Here is a 22,005-nt window from a genome sequence, read left to right on the forward strand (position 1 = left end):
GGGTAGTTAATCATGAACTGAGAACGTTTCCTCCACGTGAAATCAGATTGTTCGCATTCAAACATCATTGGTCAGGAGAGCCCCCAAAGGGTGGCGCAACCATGAGAAGATTCCCTTAAAATTTAGCGCAAATGAGAATCGCCTCTCCCCCTTGAATCGTCGACGCTCTCAAAGATCACTCGCGACTGGCGCTCGTAATACTTTGACATAGCCAGGCTCAGAAAGCCGCCAAATGATTACGCCTGGGATTCAAGCAGCAGACAATATCGCCTTCGGCCACCTATTTGATCAATTTTCAAACAGACGGACGCTAAACTCACGATACGACGGGTCAGACAAATCTGAAATTCGGGTGAACTACTTGCGTCGGGTTGACACTCACCCTCCCAAGAAGGTCCGCCGCACCTCTGGATCGGCCAGCAGCGCCTCGCCGGTATCGGTGTAGCGGTTGGCGCCCTGTACCAGCACATAGCCCATATCGGCGATCTCCAACGCCTGACGGGCGTTTTGTTCGACCATGAGGATCGAAATGCCGGTGCGGGCGACTTCGATGATCCTGTCGAAAAGTTCGTCCATGACGATCGGGGAGACACCAGCGGTCGGCTCGTCGAGCATCAGAAGCTTCGGCTTCGTCATGAGCGCCCGGCCGACGGCGACTTGCTGGCGCTGGCCACCGGACAGTTCCCCGGCAGGTTGGCGGCGCTTGTCCTTCAGGATCGGGAACAGGTCAAAGACCTGCTCCATCGTACCCTTGAAGTCGTCTTTGCGGATGAAAGCGCCCATTTCGAGGTTTTCCTCGACGCTCATCGACGGGAAGACGTTGTTGACCTGCGGCACGAAACCCATGCCCTTGGCAACCCGGTCCTGCGGGGACAGGGCGGTAATGTCCTCGCCGTCCAGCTTCACATGGCCGCTGCGCAGGTTGAGCATTCCGAAGACCGCCTTCATCGCGGTCGATTTGCCCGCGCCGTTAGGGCCGACGATGACCGCGATCTGGCCCTTTTCGACGGTCAGCGTGCAGTCATGCAGGATATCGGCTGCACCATAGCCGCCGGTCATGTTCTCGGCCGCGAGGAACGGGCCGCCGGGGGCAGGGCGCGCGGCGCCTTTGGACTTGGGCATTTCCAGCGTGCCACCACCTTCCTTGGTGATGGAGCGGTCCTTGTTGCCGCGGTCATCCTGATAAGGGTTGGAGGTCTTGCTCATGCTCCGGCCTCCGCCTTGACCTTGTTCTTCAGACCGCGGCCCAGATAGGCCTCAATCACTGCTTCGTTCTGCATGATGCTGTCTGCCGAGCCCTTGGCCAGCACCTTGCCCTCGGCCATGACGATGACCGGGTCGCAGAGGCGACCGATGAAGTCCATGTCGTGTTCGATCACGCAGAACGTATAGCCGCGTTCCTTGTTCAAACGGACGATCGCGTCGCCGATCGTATTCAGGAGCGTACGGTTCACGCCTGCGCCAACCTCGTCCAGAAATACGATCTTGGCTTCGACCATCATCGTGCGGCCAAGTTCAAGAAGTTTTTTCTGACCGCCCGACAGATTGCCGGCACGTTCATCGGCCAAATGAGAAATCGTGAGAAAGTCGAGGACATCATCGGCCTTCTTCGCAAGTTCGGCCTCTTCCTCGCGGATTCGGCCGCGATGGAACCAGGTATTCCACAAAGTCTCGCCCGATTGTGCGGCGGGAACCATCATCAGGTTCTCGCGCACCGTCATCGACGAAAACTCATGCGCAATCTGGAAGGTGCGTAGAAGCCCCTTGTGAAAGAGATCATGCGGCGGCAGGCCGGTGATGTCCTCGCCATCCATGATTACCTTGCCGGAGGTCGGCTGGTAAACACCCGCGATAACGTTGAAAAGCGTGGATTTCCCGGCTCCGTTCGGTCCGATCAGTCCGGTGATCGAGCCCTTGGCGATCTCCATGGATGCACCGCTGACGGCCTGAAAGCCGCCGAAATGCTTGTGCAGATCCTCGACGATGATCATGCGTTTCCCCTATCTTCGCCTGACCGTCGTTGCGGTCGGGAAGTTGTTGTTCTTTATATGGAAAAGCAGCCCGGACGTGCCGGGCTGCCTGTTCGTGTCACTGATATCAGCGGAACTTGACGGTTTCGTACTTGCCGTCCTTGAACTCGATCTCGCGGTAGTTGCCAGCCGATTCACCCGGTCCGATCAGTTCCACCGCCGAGGCGCCGACATAGTCAATGTCCTCACCGGCAGCGATCAGGTCGAGCGCCTTGCCCAGTTCACCCGGGAAGATCTCGGTACCCGGTGCGTTGGCGATGTCCATGACCTTGCCGGCGAAATCAGCCGAGTTGGACGAATTTGCTGCCGCCATCGACAACATGATCAGTGCTGCCGCGTCGTAGCTTTCCGGTGCAAAGGGGCCTGTACCCTCGAACCCAGCGGCCGCCGCCATTTCCTGGAAGATGCCGGCACCGGCGCTGTCGGTGCCCGGATAGGCGCCATAGGAGCCGTTGATCTCGGCGCCGAAGTTCTCGTTGAGTTTCTCACCAACCATCCCGTCGGGGAAATAGAAGGTCGAGAATGCGCCGGTATCGAGCGCCGCGCGGGTAATGCCAGAGCCGCCCTGATCGACATAGCCCGCAACCACCAGCACGTCACCGCCAGCAGAGGCCAGCGCGCCGACTTCAGCCGAGTAATCCGCCTTGCCGTCCTCATGCGCAGACGAAATGGTCACCGTGCCTCCGGCCTCTTCCCAGTTGCGCTGGATCGCTTCGGCCAGACCTTTGCCATAGTCGTTGTTGGTGTACGTGATGGCAATCGACGAAACACCCTTCTCCTTCAGGATGTCACGAACAATTTCACCCTGACGCGCATCGGACGGCGCTGTGCGGAAGAACAGACCGTTGTCCTCGGCCGTCGAAAGGCCGGGCGAAGTGGCCGAAGGCGAAATCATCACGATACCGTTCGGCACGGCGACGTTTGCAAGGATCGCGCCGGTCACGCCCGAACAGTCGGCCCCCATGATCGCAGAGACCTTGTCGGTCGTCACCAGACGCTCGGCGGCGGCAGTTGCAGCAGCGGCGTCGACACAGGTCGAGTCACCACGGATCGAGGTCACGGTGGACCCGCCCAGCAGCTTGCCCGAGTCGGATACTTCCTTCATCGCCAGTTCAGCACCGGCACCCATCGCCGGGGTGATCGATTCCAGCGGGCCGGTGAAACCAAGGATCGTGCCGATCTTGATGTCTTCGGCACCGGCGGCACCGGCGGTCAACGCGGCAATCGCGGTGGCGGTCAGGATTTTTTTCATTTCATTACTCCCATTGTTGGACCTTTGTCCTGACGGCACGTTAGTTTGGGCTGTCGGAAAAGAAAAGCCACTCCCGGCATCAGGTTGGCATCGGTTTACGCGGCGTTTTAGTGCGAAATCAACGATTCTGAACCGACATTAACAAAGCTCCGTATCGGGCCGGCAAAGTGCCGCCCAAACCGGTGATTTGTCACATTTTACCGAACGGATCGGTCAGAACGACAGGCGCGGCGTGATGATGGCCGAGGTGCCATGCGACCCGCGCTCGCGATACGGCGTGGTCTGATAGTGGGCCCGGTAGCATTTCGAGAAATGCGAAGGGCTGGCAAAGCCGCAGGCCAGCGCAACGTTGATCACGCTCATATCGGTCTGCATCAGCAGGTTGCGCGCCTTTTGCAGCCTCAGTTCCATGTAATAGCGCTTGGGGCTGCGGTTCAGGTAGCGGCGGAACAGTCGTTCAAGCTGTCGCGTCGACATGCCGACATCTTCGGCAAGGTCGGCGGGGCTGATCGGGTCCTCGATGTTCTGCTCCATCATCTGGATGACCTGCGAAAGCTTCGGATGCCGGACGCCGATCCGGGTCGGGATCGACAGGCGCTGAGTGTCCTGGTCGGTGCGGATAGAGGAGTAGATGAGCTGGTCGGCCACGGCGTTGGCTACATCCTCACCATGATCATCGGCGATGAGTTTCAGCATGAGGTCGATGGAGGCTGTGCCCCCGGCGGTGGAGATGCGGTTGCCATCCACGACGAATACCGACTTGGTCAGTTTCACCTCGTCAAACTCTTCAAGGAAACTGTCCTGGTTCTCCCAGTGAATGGTCGCGCGCTTTCCGTCGAGGAGTCCGGCTTTGGCCAGTGAATAGGCCGCTGTACAAAGTCCGCCGATGGCGACGCCACGCCGCGCCTCGCGTCTCAGCCAGTTGACCACGGCCTTGGTGGTGGCAAGTTGCACGTCGATGCCGCCACAGACGAGGACTGTATCCTCGCGGTTGACCTCCTCGAGTCCCATGTCGAGCTTGAAGGCGGCGCCATTCGAACAGCGCACTTCTGAGCCGTTCTCGCCAGCCAGAAGCCACGTATAGGCGGTCTTGCCCATGACCCGGTTCGCGATGCGCAGAGGTTCAATGGCACAGGCGAAGCAAAGCATGGTGAACTGGTCAAGAAGGACGAATACAAACCTTCTCTGTTTCGGTGTTCCACCGGCGTCTTTTGTACCTTTAGTGGGACCGACCACCATTATCCGACCCCATTCTGTCGTTTTACGGACAAAAGCACTATTTTTTGTCTGCCCGCAAGTTGCATTTGCGGGGATATCGGTTTGCAAGGGCCGGGGCGCTTCGCGTATAAGCCGCCCGTTATCGCTAAAGCCTGCGAGGAGGTTGAGATGTCGAAGGGCTGGAAAAAATCCGATTGGCGCGTAAAGCCGCGGGTGCAGATGCCCGATTATCCGGACACTTCGGCTGTGCAGGCCGTCGAGGCTCAGCTTGCCAAGATGCCACCCCTGGTTTTTGCAGGCGAGACGCGAAAGCTCAAGCGGACGTTGGGTGAGGTGGCCGAGGGCAGGGCGTTCCTTCTGCAGGGCGGCGACTGTGCGGAAAGCTTCGCGGAATTCTCCGCTGACAATATCCGCGACACGTTCAAGGTCATTCTTCAGATGGCCATCGTACTGACCTGGGGCGCCAAGCTTCCGGTTGTAAAAATCGGCCGGGTGGCCGGTCAGTTCGCCAAACCGCGCTCGGCCCCGATGGAGACGATCGGCGGCGTTGAATTGCCCTCCTACAGGGGCGACATCATCAACGGCTTCGACTTTACCGCGGATGCCCGCGTGCCCGACCCGGCGCGGATGCTGCAGGCCTACACGCAGGCGGCGGCCTCACTGAACCTGTTGCGGGCGTTCTCGACCGGTGGTTTCGCGGACATGCACCGGGTCCAAAGCTGGATCGCCGGGTTCACCGATGAAGACGAGGCCAAGAAATACCGCGAAGTCGCGACCCGCATTCAGGATGCGATGGATTTCATGGCCGCAGCCGGTGTCACCTCGGACACTGTCCATGCGATGGCGACGGTTGATTTCTACACCAGCCACGAAGCGCTGCTTCTAGAATACGAAGAGGCGCTCTGCCGCATCGATTCGACAACGGGCCTGCCCGTCGCTGGCTCTGGTCACATGATCTGGATCGGCGACCGCACCCGGCAGCCGGACGGAGCGCACGTCGAATTCGCGCGCGGTGTGCAGAACCCGGTTGGCCTGAAATGCGGACCGTCGATGACCACCGACGACCTGAAGATCCTGCTGAACAAGCTCAACCCGGATAACGAGGCCGGGCGGCTGACGCTTATCGCACGTTTCGGCGCGGGCAAGGTCGGAGATCATCTGCCGCGCCTGATCCGCACTGTCGAGGAAGAAGGGGCGAAGGTTGTCTGGACCTGCGATCCGATGCACGGCAACACGATCAAGGCGGCCTCGGGTTACAAGACCCGGCCCTTTGACAGCGTTCTGCGCGAGGTGCATGAGTTCTTTGGCGTTCACAAAGCCGAAGGCACGATCCCCGGTGGCGTGCATTTCGAAATGACCGGCAAGGACGTGACGGAATGCACCGGCGGTGTGCGCGCTGTGACGGATGAGGATCTGTCCGACCGGTATCACACGGCCTGCGATCCGCGCCTGAACGCCTCGCAATCGCTGGAACTGGCGTTTCTCGTGGCTGAAGAACTTCAGGGCCGGCGGGCAATGCAAAAAGCGGCGGGCATGTAGCCCGCCGCAGTCACTCGTTACAGATCCAGTATCAGGCGGCCCAATGGGGCCGCCTTTTTTCTCAGGTCTAGTGCGACACGACGAGTTTCAGGTGTCCCCGGCTGCGGATCACCGTCGACATGCTGCCGGAATAGGGCGTCGGCGGTTCGGCGAATCCATCGGGAAACGGATGACGAAGCGGCCGCCGTTGTGTTTGCGGCGCGATTTCGATCGGGTTGACCACGCAATCCATCAAGTCAAACCGGCGAGGTGCCCGGCCAATCGGCCCCTCGGCCATGAAACAGCCCAGTGCGCGGCTGATATCTCCTAGGTCGCTTTTCAGCGGCAGGATCAGAAGCTTCGCCAGCATTTCAGGTTTGCCAAAACCGGTTTCTGCCCTGAGCGTAAGTTCGACCGTCTTCGGCCCCGAAAAAACCACCTGAAGGATATCTGAAACCTCGGTTCTGGACTTCGGTGTAAACAGCGCAGTGAGCGGCATGCCGCGCACCTCCATACCCATCAGGTCGTTCAGATGCATACCCGCCAGACGGAACCGGGCCACCTGTGGCGCTATGCGTTCAAGAACGAATGCGTATTCCAGCGCGTGTTCAATGCCACGCGGATCTATCTCTGACCGGAACGGAACCTCACGTCCGTCCCGCAAGGCTTCCCAATAGGCGCGAATTTCCGAGATGTACTGAAATCTCATCACCGACAGCTTTCACAAAGCCGGAGACGCCCTATCCGACAAACGATTTCACCCCTCGACCGCGGCGACCGGTCGTCTGCGCACAAAGTCCCCCGACCCACCATCGCGTTGTCGCCATGGTCAGCTTTTGTTAACTCTACGAGCAGAATGATTACTCAATTCTTAATATACCCGCTCCGGCGGCAAACGGAGGCGCAAAAGTATTAAATGGTAAACGCATGTCTGGTCTCGATGACGGGTTTCGCTACGCGCCGCGGAGAGGGTGAAGGATTCGGTTGGACTTGGGACGTCCGGTCGGTGAACGGCAAGGGGTTCGACCTGCGGCTGCGTCTTCCCGACTGGATCGACGGGCTGGAGCCCGCCGTGCGTGCCGCCGTCGCCAAAGTGGCCGGACGCGGCAACATCACGCTGACACTGAAGCTGGCGCGCGATACGGGCAGCGAGGCGCTGCGCGTCAACGCTGCAGGACTCGACGCCGTTCTGACCGCGCTGACCACGGTTCGGGCCCGGGCAGAGGCGGCCGGATTGGAACTGGCAACGCCGAGCACCGCAGAAATTCTGGCGCTGCGCGGCGTCACCGATCAGGGGGGCGACACGGAAGAAACGGGGCCTCTTCTCAAAGCCCTGCTCAACGACCTGACCCCACTCCTGTCGGATTTCGCGGCCATGCGCGCAGCGGAGGGCAGGGCGCTGGGAGAGGTGATCAGCGGCCAGATCGCCCGTATTGAGACCTTGACGACCGAGGCAAAGGCCGCTGCCGATGCGCGCCGGCCAGAAATGGAGCGGACTTTGCGCGAGAACCTCGCCCAGGTGCTCGCCGGTGCGGCAGAAGCCGACCCGGCAAGGGTCGCACAGGAACTCGCGCTCTTGGCTGTTAAGGCTGATGTGACCGAAGAACTTGACCGGTTGTCCGCCCATATCGACGCCGCCCGTGAGCTTCTCGCAGAGCCGGGCGCGGTCGGCCGCAAGCTCGATTTTCTGATGCAGGAATTCATGCGCGAGGCGAATACTCTTTGCTCGAAGTCGGGCAATGCGGTGCTGACCCGGATCGGGCTTGACCTCAAGACCGTCATCGACCAGATGCGCGAGCAGGTTCAGAACGTGGAGTGACAATGAAACGCAAGGGTTTGCTAATCATCCTCTCTTCGCCCTCTGGGGCGGGTAAATCGTCACTGGCGAAAAGGCTGATGCAATGGGACCCGACGCTGCGATTTTCCGTCTCGGCCACGACCCGCAAACCCCGCAATGGGGAGGTGGACGGGAAGGACTATTATTTCCGGTCGCGCGAAGAGTTTGAAGCGATGGTCGCCGCGGGCGAGATGCTTGAACATGCCGAGGTCTTCGGCAATTTCTACGGTTCGCCAAAGGGACCGGTCGAACAGGCCATGAAAGAGGGGCGAGACACGCTCTTTGACATTGACTGGCAGGGTGGCCAGCAGATCCGCCGGTCGTCGCTCGCCAAGGATGTGGTGTCCATCTTCATCCTGCCGCCCTCTATCGCCGATCTTGAGGCGCGCCTACGCAATCGCGCGCAGGACAGCGATGAGGTCATCGCGGGCCGCATGGCAAAAAGCCGGGATGAGATCAGCCACTGGGGCGAATATGACTATGTGATCATCAATCGCGATCTGGACGTAGCTGAAGATGAGTTGAAAACCATCCTCAAGGCCGAACGCGCCAAGGCAGACCGGCAACCGGGCCTGACGGAATTCGTGCGCAGCCTCAATTCGGAGTTCGACAACAGATGATCTATGAACTGGAAGGGATCGCCCCCGAAATAGCCGAGGACGCCTGGGTTGCCCCCGATGCCAACGTAATCGGCAAAGTGGTGCTGGAGGCGGGGGCGAATGTCTGGTTCGGCTCGACGTTGCGCGGCGACAATGAGGAAATCCGCGTGGGGCGCGGCTCCAATATTCAGGAAAACTGCGTTCTGCATACCGATATGGGGTTTCCTCTGACCATCGGTGCGGATTGCACCATCGGCCACAAGGCAATGCTCCACGGCTGCACGATTGGCGACGGCAGCCTGATCGGCATGGGGGCGACCGTTCTGAACGGCGCAAAGATCGGCAAGGGCTGCCTGATCGGGGCGAACGCGCTCATTACTGAGGGCAAAGAAATTCCCGACGGCAGCCTCGTCATGGGTGCGCCGGGCAAGGTAGTGAGGGAACTCGATGATAGTGCACGCGCGCGGCTCTTGGCCTCAGCCGCGCATTACCGCGCCAATGCGGCCCGGTTCCGCACCGGGCTGAAACCCGTCTGAAACGGTCAGTCAGTCTCGTCTAGCACGATCAGATCAATCGTGATTTCAAGGTTTTGACGGCGGATTTCTGCAATGACCTCCCCGGCGTCGGGAAGGGGCGGTGTCACGGCGTAAAGACGTCCGCCGAATCCCAGCCGGATCAGTCTTGCGGCAAGGTCGAGCACGTCCCACTGGCGTTCGAAAAGCGGACCAATGACGATGTCGGGGGTGGCGCGGGCCAGGAAAACCAGATCGAGTTCACCGAACTTTATGGTTTCCACACTGGCATTTGCGCGGTCACGGATCACGTCGGCCACTCGTGGCGGAAGATCAACAGCGACCACCCGGAGTATTCGACCGCTGTCATTCTCAAACGACGACAAGACTTCCGCGCAGGCGGGCTGCATCGGATCGCTCTTGGCGCGCGACATGTTCGGCCTTCTTTGTGGAACTATGGCCGTCAACGCCGTTGCGTTGGGTGGTGCCATGGTATGATCTTCGGTCCTACTAAAAGTTTAGCACATCGGCCGGGCCGAGAAAAGTCGCACAACCGACGGATTTACTTTTAATATTTGCTGTCGCAGGTTTGGCTGTATTGGCAGACGATTAACGGAGCACTGGCATGCAGGCGGGTCTTGCACGGGATTTTCTGGAAGCGGTCCCGATGCCGTTGATGCTTGTCGGCACCGATCAGAGGGTACTGGCCGCCAATCGGGCCGTGTCCGATCTGTTTGGCGTTGCAATTGAGGGCCGCAGTTGCAGTGCCTTTCTTCGGCACCCGGCCTTTCTGACTGGTCTGGAGGAATGCCTGAGCGGGCAGGGCAAACGCAGTGCGAGGATCACCCTGTCGGGCAACACGCAGGATACCCACCTGTCAGTGACCTATGCGCCGGTCGAACACGAAGGTGGCCCCAGCGTTCTTGTCGCCCTGGAGGATCTGACCGCGTTGGAACAGGCCGTCGCCATGCGCCGCGATTTCGTCGCCAATGTCAGCCACGAATTGCGCACCCCCCTGACTGCGCTTGTCGGCTTCATAGAAACGTTGCGTGGCGCAGCCCGCGACGACCCCAACGCCCGCGACCGGTTTCTTGGTATCATGGAGCGGGAAGCGGGCCGGATGATCCGGCTGGTCAACGATCTACTTTCCCTGAGCCGGGTGGAGGCGGAGGAGCGTCGACGCCCTGCCAAGGCGGTGGACATCCTTGCCCTTCTGCGCACGGCTCTGGTGACGCAACAGGAAGCGGCAAAGGCCGGTGGCATCGCGCTGACGCTGACCGCAGATTCAGACGTGGTGAACCTGCCGGGTGATGCCGATCAGTTGACGCAGGTCTTCCACAACCTTCTTGAGAACGCGATGAAATACGGCGGCTCCGGCAAAGATGTCACCGTTCGTGTGTCGGAGATTGAACGCGAGCCGGTTCTGAAGGGACCAGCAGTGCAGGTGGAAGTCATCGACCGCGGCGAGGGAATCGACCCGCTGCATCTGCCGCGACTCACTGAACGGTTCTACCGGGTCGATACTCACCGCAGCCGCGAACAGGGGGGAACCGGACTTGGGCTCGCGATTGTAAAACATATCGTCAACCGCCACCGCGGGCGATTGAGGATCGATAGCGAATTGGGAAAAGGCAGTAGATTCATCGTTATACTGCCGAAGGGCTGAACTGGTTCAGCAACTCGTCCAGCCAAACCACTCGGTCGCTGTCATGAAACCGTTACGCAAGTGTCACAAAAGCATTTCCAGCCGGGTCTAGAGAGCGGCCAAGGTCGCCAGGGGGCGGCCAGAACCCGACTTGCAGGAGTATGCAATGAAAACCGTGAAGCTCGCCACCTCGGTCCTCGCGCTCGCAGCCGTTGCTGGCGCCGCCCAGGCCCGCGACCAGATTCAGATCGCCGGTTCCTCGACCGTTCTGCCCTACGCGACCATCGTCGCCGAAGCCTTCGGCGAAAACTTCGACTTCCCGACGCCGGTCGTGGAATCGGGTGGTTCCTCGGCTGGCCTTAAGAAGTTCTGCGAAGGCGTGGGCGAGAACACGATCGACATCGCCAACGCCTCGCGCGCGATCAAGGAGAGCGAAGTCGCCGCCTGCGCCGAAAACGGCGTGACCGAGATCATCGAGGTCCGCATCGGCTATGACGGGATCGTCTTTGCCTCGGACATCAACGGCAACGGTTTCGAATTCACCCCGGAAGACTGGTACAAGGCTTTGGCCGCCGAGGTCGTCGTGGACGGTGAGGTTGTCGCCAACCCCTATACCAAATGGTCCGAAGTGAACCCGGCTCTGCCCGAGCAGGAGATCATGGCCTTCATCCCGGGCACCAAGCACGGCACCCGCGAAGTCTTCGAGGAAAAGGTGATCATCGCGGGCTGCGAAGCGACCGGCGCGATGGAAGTCCTGACCGCCGCCAAGGGCGATGAGGATGCCGCCGAGAAGGCCTGCATCACGCTGCGCAGCGACAACCGCGCGGTCGATATCGACGGCGACTATACCGAAACGCTGGCGCGCATCTCCTCAAACAAGGACGGGATCGGCGTCTTCGGTCTCGCGTTCTTTGAGAACAACACCGACAAGCTTCAGGTCGCGACCATGTCCGGCGTGACGCCTTCGGTAGAGACCATCGCCAGCGGTGACTACCCGGTCTCGCGCCCGCTCTTCTTCTACGTGAAGAAGGCGAATATCGAGCTAATCCCAGGCCTCAAGGACTATGCCGAGTTCTTCGTCTCCGACGACATGGCAGGCCCGGACGGCCCGCTCGCCGAATACGGCCTTGTGTCGGACCCGGAACTGGCCGCGACGCAGGAAGCGGTTGCCGGCGAAGAGCTGATGAACTGATAACGTACCGGTCCGACGCGGGACGTCCCGCGCCGGACCACCCCATGAAGAAAGCTGCCCGATGACACTTGGAATGGTCTTCCTGATCCTGGCCGCGCTGGCGCTGGCCGGGTTTTTCCTTGGCCGGGGCAGGGCGCTCGCGGTGGCGGGTGGCGATGCCCGGCGGCTGCACTCGCTACCGTCCTATTTCGGCTGGCAGGCGGTTCTGTTCCTCGCGCTGCCTGCGCTTGGTCTCACGGCGCTCGCCGCCTTCGGAGGCGTCCTGCGCCATCCCGCGACCGGCTGGGTGGCGCTTGGCCTCGGCGTGATCGGCATGGGGGCTGCACTCTGGAACACCGGCACCGAGGTCCGCGCGCGCAATATTGTCGAGACCTGCGTCAAGGGGCTCCTGATCCTCTCATCTTTCATCGCCATCGCCACGACGCTGGGCATCGTCCTGTCGATGCTTTTCGAAACCGGGCAATTCTTCCGGCAATACCAGTGGACCGATTTCTTCTTCGGGACTGTATGGCAGCCGAATTTCCGGGGCGGGTCCGACCTTGGCATCCTGCCGCTTCTCTGGGGGACGCTCTACATTTCGGTCATCGCGCTGCTGGTCGCCGTGCCCATCGGGCTTTTCGCCGCGATCTACATGTCCGAATATGCCGGGCCCAAATTCCGCAGCTTTGCCAAACCGGCGATTGAGATGCTGGCCGGCATTCCGACCATCGTTTACGGCCTTTTCGCCCTGATCACCGTCGGCCCGATGCTGCGCGATTACTTCGCCCAGCCTTTGGGTCTTGGCACCTCGGCCTCCTCGGTGATGACGGCGGGGCTTGTCATGGGCGTGATGATTATCCCCTTCGTCTCCTCGCTCTCCGACGACATCATCAATGCCGTGCCGCAGTCCTTACGTGACGGGTCGCTCGGCCTTGGTGCCACGCAATCCGAAACCATCCGTCTGGTCGTCCTTCCGGCCGCCCTGCCGGGGATCGTGGGCGCGGTGCTGCTGGCCGCGTCCCGTGCCGTCGGTGAAACCATGATCGTGGTTCTGGGGGCAGGCGCGGCGGCGAAGCTCAGCCTCAACCCCTTTGAGGCGATGACGACAATGACCGTTAAGATCGTCAGTCAGCTGACCGGCGACACCGATTTCGCGGCACCCGAGACGCTGGTGGCCTTCGCCCTTGGCCTGACGCTCTTCGTCTTCACGCTGGGGCTGAATGTGCTGGCCCTCTACATCGTGCGCAAATACCGGGAGCAGTACGAATGACCGCGAAAACCTCGCTCCTGACCCCGGACGCGCGAACAAAACGCCGCAATGCGGCCGAAGCGCGGTTCCGCCTTTACGGGTTGATCGCCGTTGCCGTCGCAGTCATCGCGCTTGCCGGGCTTCTGGTTTCGATCTTCGGCAACGGTTCCTCGGCCTTCCGCCAGACGACGCTCCATCTGGAAATCCCGCTGCCGGAAGACAAGCTTGACAAATCCGGCACACGCGATCTCGAGGTGATGAAGAAGGTCACCACGATCGGCTATGCAAAGGTGCTGGCCAATGCGCTCGAGGCGCAGCTTGACGCGCAGGGGATCTCTGTTGAGGGGTTGAAGTCCAAGGACATCTCCAAATTCCTCTCTGAAGAAGCCCCGGCGACACTCCGCAATCAGGTGCTGGAAGACCCGAGCCTTGTCGGCCAGAAAATCACGCTGGAACTGCTCGTCGGCGGACGGATCGACGGCTACTACAAAGGCCGCGTAACGCGTGAAACCGCGCTTCTGGACAAGAACGTCTCGACCGCACAGCTAGACCTCGCGGACGCGCTGAAGGAGATGGGCCTTCTCCATACGTCTTTCAACTGGGGCTTTGTCACGGCCCCCGATGCGTCGGAAAAGCGACCCGAGGCAGCCGGTCTTGGCGTGGCGATCATCGGGTCCTTCTACATGATGATCGTGGTTCTGGCACTCGCGCTGCCCATCGGTGTGGCAACTGCGGTCTATCTTGAGGAATTCGCGCCGAAGAACCGCTTCACCGATATCATCGAAGTCAATATTTCCAACCTTGCCGCAGTACCCTCCATCGTCTTCGGCATCCTTGGCCTCGCTGCCTTCATCAATTTCGCAGGCCTCCCGCAATCGGCGCCAATCGTCGGCGGCCTCGTCCTGACGCTGATGACGCTGCCGCGCATTATCATCCCGGCGCGAGCAGCACTGAAGGCTGTGCCACCATCGATCCGCGCCGCGGCCCTTGGGGTTGGCGCTTCAAAGATGCAATCGGTCTTCCACCACGTCCTGCCGCTCGCGGCCCCGGGCATCCTGACCGGCATGATCATCGGGCTTGCACAGGCGCTGGGGGAAACCGCGCCCCTGCTTCTTATCGGCATGGTCGCCTTCGTCCGAGATTATCCCGGCGCGCCGATGGAGGGGTTCTTCGACCCCGCCACCGCGCTTCCGGTGCAGATCTACAACTGGACCCAGCGCGCCGACCCGGCCTTTGTCGAACGGGCCTCCGGCGCGATCATCGTCCTTCTCATCTTCCTTCTCGCCATGAATGCCGTCGCGATCCTTCTGCGGCGCAAGTTCGAACGGCGCTGGTAAAAATGGCGGAGACTGCCACAATGAACGTTATGCGACAGACAGACGACGCCACCGCCACGGCGGAGATCAAGATCGCCGCCAAGGGCGTGCAAGTCTATTACGGTGACAACCACGCCATCAAGGATGTGGATGTCGATATCGCCGACCGTACCGTCACGGCCTTCATCGGCCCGTCGGGCTGCGGCAAGTCGACCTTCCTGCGTTGCCTCAACCGGATGAACGATACGATCGACATCTGCCGGGTGGAGGGCAAGATCACGCTCGATGGCGAGGACATCTACGACAAGCGTGTCGACCCGGTGCAGTTGCGCGCCAAGGTCGGCATGGTGTTCCAGAAACCGAACCCGTTTCCGAAATCTATCTATGACAACGTCGCCTACGGTCCCCGTATCCATGGCCTCGCGCGCGGCAAGGCAGAGCTTGACGAGATCGTCGAAAACTCGCTCCGCCGCGCAGCTCTCTGGGGTGAGGTCAAGGACCGCCTGAACGCGCCGGGCACCGGGCTTTCCGGGGGCCAGCAGCAGCGGCTTTGTATCGCTCGCGCCGTCGCGACCTCACCCGAGGTCCTCTTGATGGACGAACCCTGTTCGGCGCTCGACCCGATCGCAACCGCGCAAGTGGAGGAACTGATCGACGAACTGCGCTCGCGCTTTGCCGTCGTCATCGTCACCCATTCGATGCAGCAGGCTGCCCGCGTCAGTCAGAAGACCGCGTTCTTCCATCTCGGCAATCTGGTCGAGTTCGGCGAGACCGGGCAGATCTTCACCAACCCGCGCGACCCGCGCACCGAAAGCTACATTACCGGCCGGATCGGCTGAGGAGAGCGAGATGAACGAACAACATATCCTGCGCGCTTTCGACCGTGATCTGGAGGCGATCCAGGCGATGGTGATGAAGATGGGCGGCATGGTCGAGGCAGCGATCCTCGACGCGGCCCAGGCGCTTGAGACGCGGGACGAGGAACTGGCCACCAAGGTGCGGGCCGGGGACAAGGCCATTGACGCGTTGGAGGAGCGGATCAACGAAGAGGCGGCGCGCCTGATAGCGCTGCGGGCACCGGCTGCCTCGGACCTTCGCACCGTCCTGTCCGTCCTGAAGATCACGAACAGCCTTGAGCGCGTCGGTGACTATGCCAAGAACATGGCCAAGCGGTCGAACGTACTGGGTCAGATGACAGCCATCAGCGGGGCGGGCGGATCGCTCCGTCGCATGTCGAAGGCCGTGGTGCAAATGATCTCGGACGCGCTCGATGCGTACAACACCCGCGACGCGGCACTGGCCGAGGACGTGCGCAATCGTGACCGCGAGGTCGACCAGATGTACAATGCGCTCTTCCGTGAGTTTCTGACCCATATGATGGAAGACCCGCGCAATATCACCGCCTGCATGCATCTGCATTTCATCGCCAAGAACATCGAGCGGATGGGCGATCATGCGACGACGGTTGCGGAACAGGTGATTTATCTTGTGACCGGAGAAATGCCCGGCGAAAAGCGGCCAAAGGCCGACAGCGTAACAACAATCGGTGTGGAGGACGCTTGAGATGCCCGCCCCGAGCGTATTGGTGGTTGAGGATGAACCCGCGCAACGGGAAGTTCTGACCTACAATCTGGAAGCCGAGGGGTTTCGGGTCGCCCAGGCTGACAACGGCGAAGAGGCGCTGTTGCTGGTGGCCGAAGAAACACCGGATCTGATTGTACTCGACTGGATGTTGCCCAACGTTTCGGGGATCGAAGTCTGTCGCCGATTGAAATCCAAGCCCGAAACCAAGGGTGTTCCGATCATCATGCTGTCGGCACGGTCCGAAGAGGTTGATCTGGTGCGCGGGCTGGAGACCGGGGCGGATGACTACATGGTCAAGCCTTATTCGGTCGTCGAACTGATGGCTCGCGTCCGTACTCAATTGCGCCGGACACGGCCCTCCAGTGTCGGCGAGGCGTTGGAGTTTGAGGACATTACGCTCGACCCCGAGACGCACAGGGTTATTCGGGCCGGCCATAACCTGAAACTTGGTCCGACCGAGTTCCGGCTGTTGACGACTTTCATGGAAAAGCCCGGAAGGGTCTGGCCGCGCGACCAGCTTCTGGACCGCGTTTGGGGGCGCGACATCTATGTCGATACCCGCACCGTCGATGTCCATGTCGGCCGGCTTAGAAAGGCACTTTGCGCCTTTGGTGGCGACGATCCGATCCGGACGGTGCGCGGAGCGGGTTACGCGCTCGGATAAGGCGTAGCGAGACCGTACGCCGCGAATGTCCCGCGAAACGATGGGAGTTTCGGCATCTCTGTGGCATGTCGAGTTTGCGTTGAATCAGAAGCTGAAATTTGTCGTTCGAATTCTGCGGCTTACACCTGAAAGACTCTCAACATATCCTAAGGTGTGGTCAACGGCGCCAGATTTGTGACGCCTGTGGCGGCTGCACGGGCCAAGTCCGGGTCGAGCGACATGGGCACGTATTCACCCCGTCGCCAGAGAACGCTCAAATCGTCGTAGTGCCGTGACAGAGGATGACCGGACTGACCTGTGGATATGATAAACACTGAACTGTCCGGATCGGCAAAGTCGTAGACTCCGCGATAACCCGCGCCGTTTACGTTCTGGAACGGGTCCGGCCCGGTGCCTGACGACAAACCCCGGTCAAGCGTATGGTCGCCGCCGCTCGTCGATTGCCGGATATTGACGAACCAGTTCAGGACCGGTGTGCGTCCCAGCACTGGATGATCATGCGTTGCCTGATGTGCGTCGCCCCAACGCCAGCTTTCAACGTTTGGCCCATAACGCTCGGACAAATCCAGAAGCGCATCGTCAAGCGACATGCGTGCAATATCCGTACAGCTTTCCGTAGAGGCGGACTGCATCACGTCGCACCACCGTGCCGCGCCGTCAATATCGCGGAAGACCCGCTCGAGGAACAGGGGCTCGACATGGGTAAAGGCATCGGCAAGCGGCCCGAGTTCATCCCTGATCAGTCTGTTCTGCAAAGCCCGCACCCAGGCCGCGTAGATCAGCGGTTCGGGTAGATGCTCGTTCATGTCGCCGTCCCACTCGGCGAGCACTTCCAACGCGCGCTGGCGGAGCCGCTCAGGCGTTCCGGCGGGTGCAGCCTCACCCGTGAACCACAGGTCGGCGGCAATGAGCGGCAGGATTGTACGCGCCGCGGGTGACACGGTATCAAGCTGGGCGGCGATGAAGCTTTCGCGGCTATGCACCTCGCGTTCCTGCATCAGACGGGTCCAGCGCTGCACCCGTTGGGTGTCACCCCAATTAAAACTCACATGGCGCGGGAACGGGCGATCAACGGTCTTGTTGTTGGTATTGCCAACGATGCCACCTATGGGGTCAACGAAACGGGGATTAAGAGCGTAGGGCAGATAGCCCTGCCATCGGTTCTGCGTCATCCAGCCAAGCGACGGCAGACGCCCCTGTCCGTTCATGCCCGCGTCACGTGCCGGCATCTTGCCGAACATCACCATTGCGACGCCGTCCTGATCGGCCATAGTCACATTCATCGCCGGGGCCACATAGTCCTTTCCGACAGCAATGCCCTCCGCGACCGAACGGGCTTGCATCAGACGGATCGCGGCGCTCATCGTCGTATCGGCGGGATCGAGCGCCGTCCAGTTCAGCGCCGCGACATGGTTGCGCGGTGTGACTGTATCAAGGTCCATATGGCTGCCGGGCAGGATCGGTCCGTTGTCGCTCCAGCGCAAAGTAACCGTGATCGGCGCTGCATCCTTGATCTCAATGATCGTCCGCCGGCTTTGAAATGTCTTCCACCCGTCCGGCGTCCGGTATCGTTCGGGATCGGCGGGGTTCAACTCCTCCAGATGAATGTCCTGATCATCCATCCAGGCCGCGCTGATGCCCCAGCCAAGACTGGCATTCCGGCCGGTGAGGATCGCGGGAATTCCGGGAATGGTCGCGCCGATTACTCCGCCAGATGCCAGATCCAGACGAGCCAGATACCATAGTGAGGGTGCTGTGAAGTCGAAATGAGGATCATTGGCCAGAAGCGACCCGCCCGCCGCCGACCGGTCAGGGGCTGCGGCCCAGGCATTCGATGCGCCTGCAAAGACAGGCTCCCTCAGGGGCGACAAGGGGTCGTTTTCGAACGTCAGCGCTGCATAGGACCGTCTTACTCCGGGCACGAGGCTCGCATATGGGGGCAGAGCAGCGACGCCCTCTCCGGGAACATCTGGCAGCAAATCCTGCGCCCAATCGTTGGACAAAAGCGATATCCGTGCACGCAAAATCTCGGCCCGGGCCTGCGCGGTCGTCTTCAGTGCCATCAATTTCAGGATCGCGATGGAATCGGTGGGTTGCCAATAGGCAATCTCGTTCGAGAACAGGAACAGTTCCGGTGCGCCGCGGCCCTTCGCTTCTTCGTTCACGATACTGATCCAGGCATTGACGCCGCGCGAATACGCCTCCAACGCCGCGCGCGTCTCATCGTCCTGTGCGCCAAGGGACTGGCTTGCCAGGCCATAAAGATCGAAGCGGCGCATCAGTTCGTCGGTTTTTGCGGTGCGGGTGCCGAAAACTTCCGACAACCGCCCCTGCACGGTGCGCCTTTGCACGATCATCTGCCAGAGTCGGTCCTGCGCATGGGCGAAACCCAGGGCAAAATAGACATCCCCGTCGGACGCGCCAAAGATGTGTGGCACGTCGGCAGTATCGCGCACGATCTCGACCGGCGCATCGATGCCATCCAGACGGTAATCCTCATCATAGTCGGGCAGGGACCGCGTCGCGAAATAATAGGCGAGCGTGATCACGCCCGCGGACAGCAGCAGGAGCCCCGAGAATATCCGCAAGAGCCAACGAAACGCGGTAAGCATGATACTCCGCAACGACAGACCGCACCGGCGCGCCCGCCGACGCCGGAGCTCGCAACCGGTTGACGGCACGGGCAGGGCGGTTAACTAGGGTAGAATGGTCCGAACCGCAATGATCTTGGGAGGATAGGATGGCGAAGCTGGCATTTCTTGGCTTGGGTGTGATGGGCTTTCCGATGGCCGGCCATCTGGCGGCGAAAGGCCACGCCGTGACGGTCTACAATCGCACGGCCTCAAAGGCTGCGTCATGGGCGGAAAAACATGGCGGCCAGGCGGCAGCGACCCCGGCCGAAGCGGCGCGCAGGGCAGAGTTCGTGATGGCCTGCGTCGGCAATGACGATGACCTACGTTCGGTCTGCCTCGGCCCCGACGGTGCGTTTGCCGGTATGGATAAGGGATCGGTTTTCGTCGATCACACCACGGTTTCCGCGGCCGTCACCCGCGAACTCGCCGCTGCGGCCGCCGAAGCCGGGATCGGCTATGTCGACGCACCTGTCTCCGGCGGTCAGGCCGGTGCGGAAAACGGTGTTCTTTCGGTCATGTGCGGTGGCGAGCAGGCCACTTATGACAGAGCCGAACCCGTCATCGCAGCCTATTCTCGCATCTGCCGCCGTCTCGGCGAAACGGGCGCGGGGCAACTCGCCAAGATGGTCAACCAGATCTGCATCGCAGGCCTTGTACAGGGCCTCTCCGAAGGGCTGCATTTTGCCGAGAAGGCAGGTCTCAATATCGAGGAACTGGTCGAGGTGATCAGCCAGGGCGCTGCCGGGTCCTGGCAGATGGTCAATCGCCACAAGACGATGAAGGACGGCAAGTTCGACTACGGCTTCGCAGTGGACTGGATGCGCAAGGATCTCGGCATCTGCCTCGCGACCGCCGAGGACAACGGAGCCAGCCTGCCGGTCACGGCGCTCGTCGATCAGTTCTACAAGGATGTTCAGAAGATGGGCGGTGGCCGCTGGGACACCTCGAGTCTCTTCGCGCGCCTGCGCAAACTCGGCTGACGCTCACTTTCTGTCCGTAAATACTCCGGAGGGGTTCGGGGAGGCAGCGCCTCCCCGGCGGGTCGGCCCGCCGAAGTCGGGACGAAACCGATCAGGGAATGATGCGGCTGTACTTGGTGCCGTTCAGTGTCGCCCCGGCAATGAATCCCGACTGGCCGAAGACATAGGCCACGACAGGCGACAGGGTCGTCGTAGTCTCGATCCCGGCGGCAGCGCCACCATCGGGCAGGGCATAGACGATATCGGTGCCCGCAGCCCAGCCATCGGCGGCGCGGAACTTCGAAAGCGCCTCCTGTGTGCGGAAGACCAGAACATGCGAATATTGCTGTGCGCCGATCTGCAGGCCCCAGCTTGCCTGCGTGGCTGAATAATAGTCCACCGTCACATCATTGATCCGGAGCGCGCCGCGCCCGTAGGCCCCGCCAAAGCCGAAACCGGCCTCGGTCACGACAGGCATGTAGAGAACACCGGCCGCATTTGCGATCTCGGCCGTGGCGCCAGGGAAATTGGCCCGCACATAGTCGCGCGTCGCATCGACCCGCGCGTCAAGGCGCGCACCGCCCTGACCGCCGACGCCGTTGCCGCAGGCCGCAAGTCCAAGCACCGCGCCGCCCGATAGGATGATGTGCCGACGGGAAAGTCCGTTCATGTTACTGCTCCGCTCTCAACTGCCAATGCCGACCTTTGATGGCCGGTTCAATACCATCTATAGGGCAGAATGCCCGCCCTGTCATTAAGTGTTGTGCCGGACACGAGAAAGTTGAACGCGGTTCAGCTGCCCAGGGCCCGCGCCGCATCGGGGGCGAAATAGGTCAGGATCCCATCGCAACCCGCCCGACGGAAGGCCAGAAGGCTTTCCATCATCACCTCCTCCTTTACCCATCCGTTCAGGATCGCGCCTTTCAGCATCGCGTATTCGCCCGAGACCTGGTAGGCGAAGGTCGGCACACCAAAGGCGTCCTTCACATCTCGGCAGATGTCGAGATAGGGCATGCCAGGTTTGACCATCACCATATCCGCACCCTCGGCCAGATCGCGGGCGACAAGCCGCAGCGCCTCGTCCCGGTTCGCGGGGTTCATCTGGTAGGTCTTCTTGTCGCCCTTGAGCGCACCCGAGGCGCCGACCGCGTCGCGGAACGGACCGTAGAAGGCACTGGCATATTTTGCGGCGTAGGAAAGGATCGTCACATCCTTGTGGCCCTCGGCTTCCAGAGCGCGGCGCATCGCGCCGATGCGGCCATCCATCATGTCCGAGGGTCCAAGAATATCGGCCCCCGCCTCGGCTTGTGCCAGCGCCATTTTAACCAGCGCCTCGATCGTCTCGTCATTCAGGATTACGCCGTCTCGCACCAGCCCGTCATGGCCATTGGCATTGTAGGGATCGAGCGCAACATCCGTCATGACTGCGATTTCCGGCACCGCTGCCTTGATCGCCCTCACGGCGCGGTTCGAGAGGTTTTCCGGGTTCCAGGCCTCTTCACAGGCCTCGGTCTTTAGCGCTGGATCGGTGTAGGGGAAGAGGCAGATCGCCGGAATACCGAGCTTTGCCGCCTCCTCGGCGGCGCGGACTGTGCCTTCAACGGTCAGGCGCGATACACCCGGCATCGAGGCAACCGGTGCATCCGCTCCGGCGACATCGGTCACGAAGAGCGGCCAGATCAGGTCCTTTACGCTCAGACGTTCTTCGGCCACAAGGTCACGCAAGGCCTGCGTCCGGCGCAGGCGGCGGAAGCGGGCGGCGGGAAAACCGGCATGTACAGGGGTCATGGCAATCGCTCTTTCTTCGGCTTTACAAGC

The 22,005-nt window shown here is 61.1% G+C and carries 21 protein-coding genes; 12 read left to right on the forward strand and 9 right to left on the reverse strand.

Features of this window, described 5'->3' with window-relative positions:
• Window positions 1-378: 378 nt before the first annotated feature.
• The 4 genes from QKW60_RS12740 to QKW60_RS12755 all read right to left on the reverse strand — a co-directional run bounded on the left by QKW60_RS12740 (window position 379) and on the right by QKW60_RS12755 (window position 4,521).
• Window positions 379-1,206, reverse strand: coding sequence for an ABC transporter ATP-binding protein (locus QKW60_RS12740; RefSeq protein WP_282369210.1), 828 nt, complete (start codon window positions 1,204-1,206; stop codon window positions 379-381).
• Window positions 1,203-1,991: an ABC transporter ATP-binding protein gene (locus QKW60_RS12745; RefSeq protein ID WP_282369212.1), complete on the reverse strand. Its 789-nt coding sequence runs from the start codon at window positions 1,989-1,991 to the stop codon at window positions 1,203-1,205. Before QKW60_RS12745 ends, QKW60_RS12740 begins: the two co-directional genes overlap by 4 nt.
• Before the next feature lie 106 nt (window positions 1,992-2,097).
• Complete coding sequence (locus QKW60_RS12750; protein ID WP_282369213.1) at window positions 2,098-3,282, reverse strand: ABC transporter substrate-binding protein; 1,185 nt, start codon at window positions 3,280-3,282, stop codon at window positions 2,098-2,100.
• Window positions 3,283-3,495: 213 nt separating this feature from the next.
• Window positions 3,496-4,521, reverse strand: a complete 1,026-nt coding sequence (locus tag QKW60_RS12755; RefSeq protein WP_282369215.1) for a GlxA family transcriptional regulator — start codon at window positions 4,519-4,521, stop codon at window positions 3,496-3,498.
• Between the two features lie 147 nt (window positions 4,522-4,668).
• Here QKW60_RS12755 and QKW60_RS12760 point away from each other — a divergent pair, with 147 nt between their 5' ends.
• Window positions 4,669-6,039: a class II 3-deoxy-7-phosphoheptulonate synthase gene (locus tag QKW60_RS12760; RefSeq protein ID WP_282369217.1), complete on the forward strand. Its 1,371-nt coding sequence runs from the start codon at window positions 4,669-4,671 to the stop codon at window positions 6,037-6,039.
• Window positions 6,040-6,106: 67 nt separating this feature from the next.
• On the opposite strand, the gene QKW60_RS12765 is transcribed toward QKW60_RS12760, so the two are convergent.
• Window positions 6,107-6,727: a PAS domain-containing protein gene (locus QKW60_RS12765; protein WP_282369219.1), complete on the reverse strand. Its 621-nt coding sequence runs from the start codon at window positions 6,725-6,727 to the stop codon at window positions 6,107-6,109.
• Between the two features lie 207 nt (window positions 6,728-6,934).
• Here QKW60_RS12765 and QKW60_RS12770 point away from each other — a divergent pair, with 207 nt between their 5' ends.
• From QKW60_RS12770 to QKW60_RS12780, 3 genes are read left to right on the forward strand one after another with little or no spacing between them, the layout of a single operon-like run.
• Window positions 6,935-7,837 carry a YicC/YloC family endoribonuclease gene (locus QKW60_RS12770; RefSeq protein WP_282369221.1) on the forward strand — a complete coding sequence of 301 codons (903 nt, stop codon included), beginning with the start codon at window positions 6,935-6,937 and terminating at the stop codon, window positions 7,835-7,837.
• Window positions 7,838-7,839: 2 nt separating this feature from the next.
• The gene (gmk, locus tag QKW60_RS12775) at window positions 7,840-8,475 is read left to right on the forward strand and encodes a guanylate kinase (protein WP_282369223.1); all 636 of its coding nucleotides are present in this window, start codon (window positions 7,840-7,842) and stop codon (window positions 8,473-8,475) included.
• The gene (locus QKW60_RS12780; RefSeq protein ID WP_282369225.1) at window positions 8,472-8,990 is read left to right on the forward strand and encodes a gamma carbonic anhydrase family protein; all 519 of its coding nucleotides are present in this window, start codon (window positions 8,472-8,474) and stop codon (window positions 8,988-8,990) included. Before gmk ends, QKW60_RS12780 begins: the two co-directional genes overlap by 4 nt.
• 5 nt (window positions 8,991-8,995) lie before the next feature.
• Here QKW60_RS12780 and QKW60_RS12785 read toward each other — a convergent pair whose 3' ends face one another.
• Window positions 8,996-9,400, reverse strand: coding sequence for a hypothetical protein (locus QKW60_RS12785; protein WP_282369227.1), 405 nt, complete (start codon window positions 9,398-9,400; stop codon window positions 8,996-8,998).
• Between the two features lie 191 nt (window positions 9,401-9,591).
• Here QKW60_RS12785 and QKW60_RS12790 point away from each other — a divergent pair, with 191 nt between their 5' ends.
• From QKW60_RS12790 to phoB, 7 genes are all read left to right on the forward strand, one after another.
• Window positions 9,592-10,632 carry an ATP-binding protein gene (locus tag QKW60_RS12790; protein ID WP_282369228.1) on the forward strand — a complete coding sequence of 347 codons (1,041 nt, stop codon included), beginning with the start codon at window positions 9,592-9,594 and terminating at the stop codon, window positions 10,630-10,632.
• A 145-nt stretch (window positions 10,633-10,777) separates the two neighbouring features.
• A complete protein-coding gene (locus QKW60_RS12795) occupies window positions 10,778-11,803 on the forward strand; it encodes a substrate-binding domain-containing protein (protein ID WP_282369229.1) in 1,026 nt (341 codons plus the stop codon).
• Between the two features lie 61 nt (window positions 11,804-11,864).
• The gene (pstC, locus tag QKW60_RS12800) at window positions 11,865-13,052 is read left to right on the forward strand and encodes a phosphate ABC transporter permease subunit PstC (RefSeq protein WP_282369230.1); all 1,188 of its coding nucleotides are present in this window, start codon (window positions 11,865-11,867) and stop codon (window positions 13,050-13,052) included.
• On the forward strand, window positions 13,049-14,368 hold the full coding sequence (pstA, locus tag QKW60_RS12805) for a phosphate ABC transporter permease PstA (RefSeq protein WP_282369232.1): 1,320 nt from the start codon (window positions 13,049-13,051) through the stop codon (window positions 14,366-14,368). The genes pstC and pstA overlap by 4 nt, the downstream gene beginning before the upstream one ends.
• Window positions 14,369-14,388: 20 nt before the next feature.
• Window positions 14,389-15,186 (forward strand): phosphate ABC transporter ATP-binding protein PstB, encoded by a 798-nt coding sequence (gene pstB, locus QKW60_RS12810; protein WP_282369234.1) that lies wholly within the window; start codon window positions 14,389-14,391, stop codon window positions 15,184-15,186.
• A gap of 10 nt (window positions 15,187-15,196) precedes the next feature.
• On the forward strand, window positions 15,197-15,910 hold the full coding sequence (gene phoU / locus QKW60_RS12815; protein ID WP_282369235.1) for a phosphate signaling complex protein PhoU: 714 nt from the start codon (window positions 15,197-15,199) through the stop codon (window positions 15,908-15,910).
• Between the two features lies 1 nt (window position 15,911).
• Window positions 15,912-16,595, forward strand: coding sequence for a phosphate regulon transcriptional regulator PhoB (gene phoB / locus QKW60_RS12820; protein WP_282369236.1), 684 nt, complete (start codon window positions 15,912-15,914; stop codon window positions 16,593-16,595).
• A 146-nt stretch (window positions 16,596-16,741) separates the two neighbouring features.
• Here the strand turns inward: phoB and QKW60_RS12825 are convergent, their stop codons facing one another.
• Entirely contained in the window at window positions 16,742-19,207 is a 2,466-nt protein-coding gene (locus QKW60_RS12825; protein ID WP_282369237.1) for a penicillin acylase family protein, read from the reverse strand.
• 128 nt (window positions 19,208-19,335) lie between these two features.
• Between QKW60_RS12825 and QKW60_RS12830 the strand changes: the two genes are divergently transcribed.
• Complete coding sequence (locus tag QKW60_RS12830; protein ID WP_282369238.1) at window positions 19,336-20,208, forward strand: NAD(P)-dependent oxidoreductase; 873 nt, start codon at window positions 19,336-19,338, stop codon at window positions 20,206-20,208.
• Window positions 20,209-20,299: 91 nt separating this feature from the next.
• On the opposite strand, the gene QKW60_RS12835 is transcribed toward QKW60_RS12830, so the two are convergent.
• Together QKW60_RS12835 and hemB are read right to left on the reverse strand one after the other, a co-directional pair.
• Entirely contained in the window at window positions 20,300-20,857 is a 558-nt protein-coding gene (locus QKW60_RS12835) for a lipid-binding SYLF domain-containing protein (protein ID WP_282369239.1), read from the reverse strand.
• Between the two features lie 122 nt (window positions 20,858-20,979).
• Window positions 20,980-21,975 carry a porphobilinogen synthase gene (gene hemB / locus QKW60_RS12840; RefSeq protein WP_282369240.1) on the reverse strand — a complete coding sequence of 332 codons (996 nt, stop codon included), beginning with the start codon at window positions 21,973-21,975 and terminating at the stop codon, window positions 20,980-20,982.
• Window positions 21,976-22,005 lie beyond the last annotated feature (30 nt).

The organism is Albidovulum aestuarii, from assembly GCF_029961185.1.
GTDB lineage: Bacteria > Pseudomonadota > Alphaproteobacteria > Rhodobacterales > Rhodobacteraceae > Albidovulum > Albidovulum aestuarii.

Bases quoted from the DNA above. Each gene is read 5' to 3' on its own strand.
- QKW60_RS12740 (WP_282369210.1), bottom strand. From the start codon at position 1,206: ATGAGCAAGACCTCCAACCCTTATCAGGATGACCGCGGCAACAAGGAC.
- QKW60_RS12745 (WP_282369212.1), bottom strand. From the start codon at position 1,991: ATGATCATCGTCGAGGATCTGCACAAGCATTTCGGCGGCTTTCAGGCC.
- QKW60_RS12750 (WP_282369213.1), bottom strand. From the start codon at position 3,282: ATGAAAAAAATCCTGACCGCCACCGCGATTGCCGCGTTGACCGCCGGT.
- QKW60_RS12755 (WP_282369215.1), bottom strand. From the start codon at position 4,521: ATGGTGGTCGGTCCCACTAAAGGTACAAAAGACGCCGGTGGAACACCG.
- QKW60_RS12760 (WP_282369217.1), top strand. From the start codon at position 4,669: ATGTCGAAGGGCTGGAAAAAATCCGATTGGCGCGTAAAGCCGCGGGTG.
- QKW60_RS12765 (WP_282369219.1), bottom strand. From the start codon at position 6,727: ATGAGATTTCAGTACATCTCGGAAATTCGCGCCTATTGGGAAGCCTTG.
- QKW60_RS12770 (WP_282369221.1), top strand. From the start codon at position 6,935: ATGGTAAACGCATGTCTGGTCTCGATGACGGGTTTCGCTACGCGCCGC.
- gmk (WP_282369223.1), top strand. From the start codon at position 7,840: ATGAAACGCAAGGGTTTGCTAATCATCCTCTCTTCGCCCTCTGGGGCG.
- QKW60_RS12780 (WP_282369225.1), top strand. From the start codon at position 8,472: ATGATCTATGAACTGGAAGGGATCGCCCCCGAAATAGCCGAGGACGCC.
- QKW60_RS12785 (WP_282369227.1), bottom strand. From the start codon at position 9,400: ATGTCGCGCGCCAAGAGCGATCCGATGCAGCCCGCCTGCGCGGAAGTC.
- QKW60_RS12790 (WP_282369228.1), top strand. From the start codon at position 9,592: ATGCAGGCGGGTCTTGCACGGGATTTTCTGGAAGCGGTCCCGATGCCG.
- QKW60_RS12795 (WP_282369229.1), top strand. From the start codon at position 10,778: ATGAAAACCGTGAAGCTCGCCACCTCGGTCCTCGCGCTCGCAGCCGTT.
- pstC (WP_282369230.1), top strand. From the start codon at position 11,865: ATGACACTTGGAATGGTCTTCCTGATCCTGGCCGCGCTGGCGCTGGCC.
- pstA (WP_282369232.1), top strand. From the start codon at position 13,049: ATGACCGCGAAAACCTCGCTCCTGACCCCGGACGCGCGAACAAAACGC.
- pstB (WP_282369234.1), top strand. From the start codon at position 14,389: ATGAACGTTATGCGACAGACAGACGACGCCACCGCCACGGCGGAGATC.
- phoU (WP_282369235.1), top strand. From the start codon at position 15,197: ATGAACGAACAACATATCCTGCGCGCTTTCGACCGTGATCTGGAGGCG.
- phoB (WP_282369236.1), top strand. From the start codon at position 15,912: ATGCCCGCCCCGAGCGTATTGGTGGTTGAGGATGAACCCGCGCAACGG.
- QKW60_RS12825 (WP_282369237.1), bottom strand. From the start codon at position 19,207: ATGCTTACCGCGTTTCGTTGGCTCTTGCGGATATTCTCGGGGCTCCTG.
- QKW60_RS12830 (WP_282369238.1), top strand. From the start codon at position 19,336: ATGGCGAAGCTGGCATTTCTTGGCTTGGGTGTGATGGGCTTTCCGATG.
- QKW60_RS12835 (WP_282369239.1), bottom strand. From the start codon at position 20,857: ATGAACGGACTTTCCCGTCGGCACATCATCCTATCGGGCGGCGCGGTG.
- hemB (WP_282369240.1), bottom strand. From the start codon at position 21,975: ATGACCCCTGTACATGCCGGTTTTCCCGCCGCCCGCTTCCGCCGCCTG.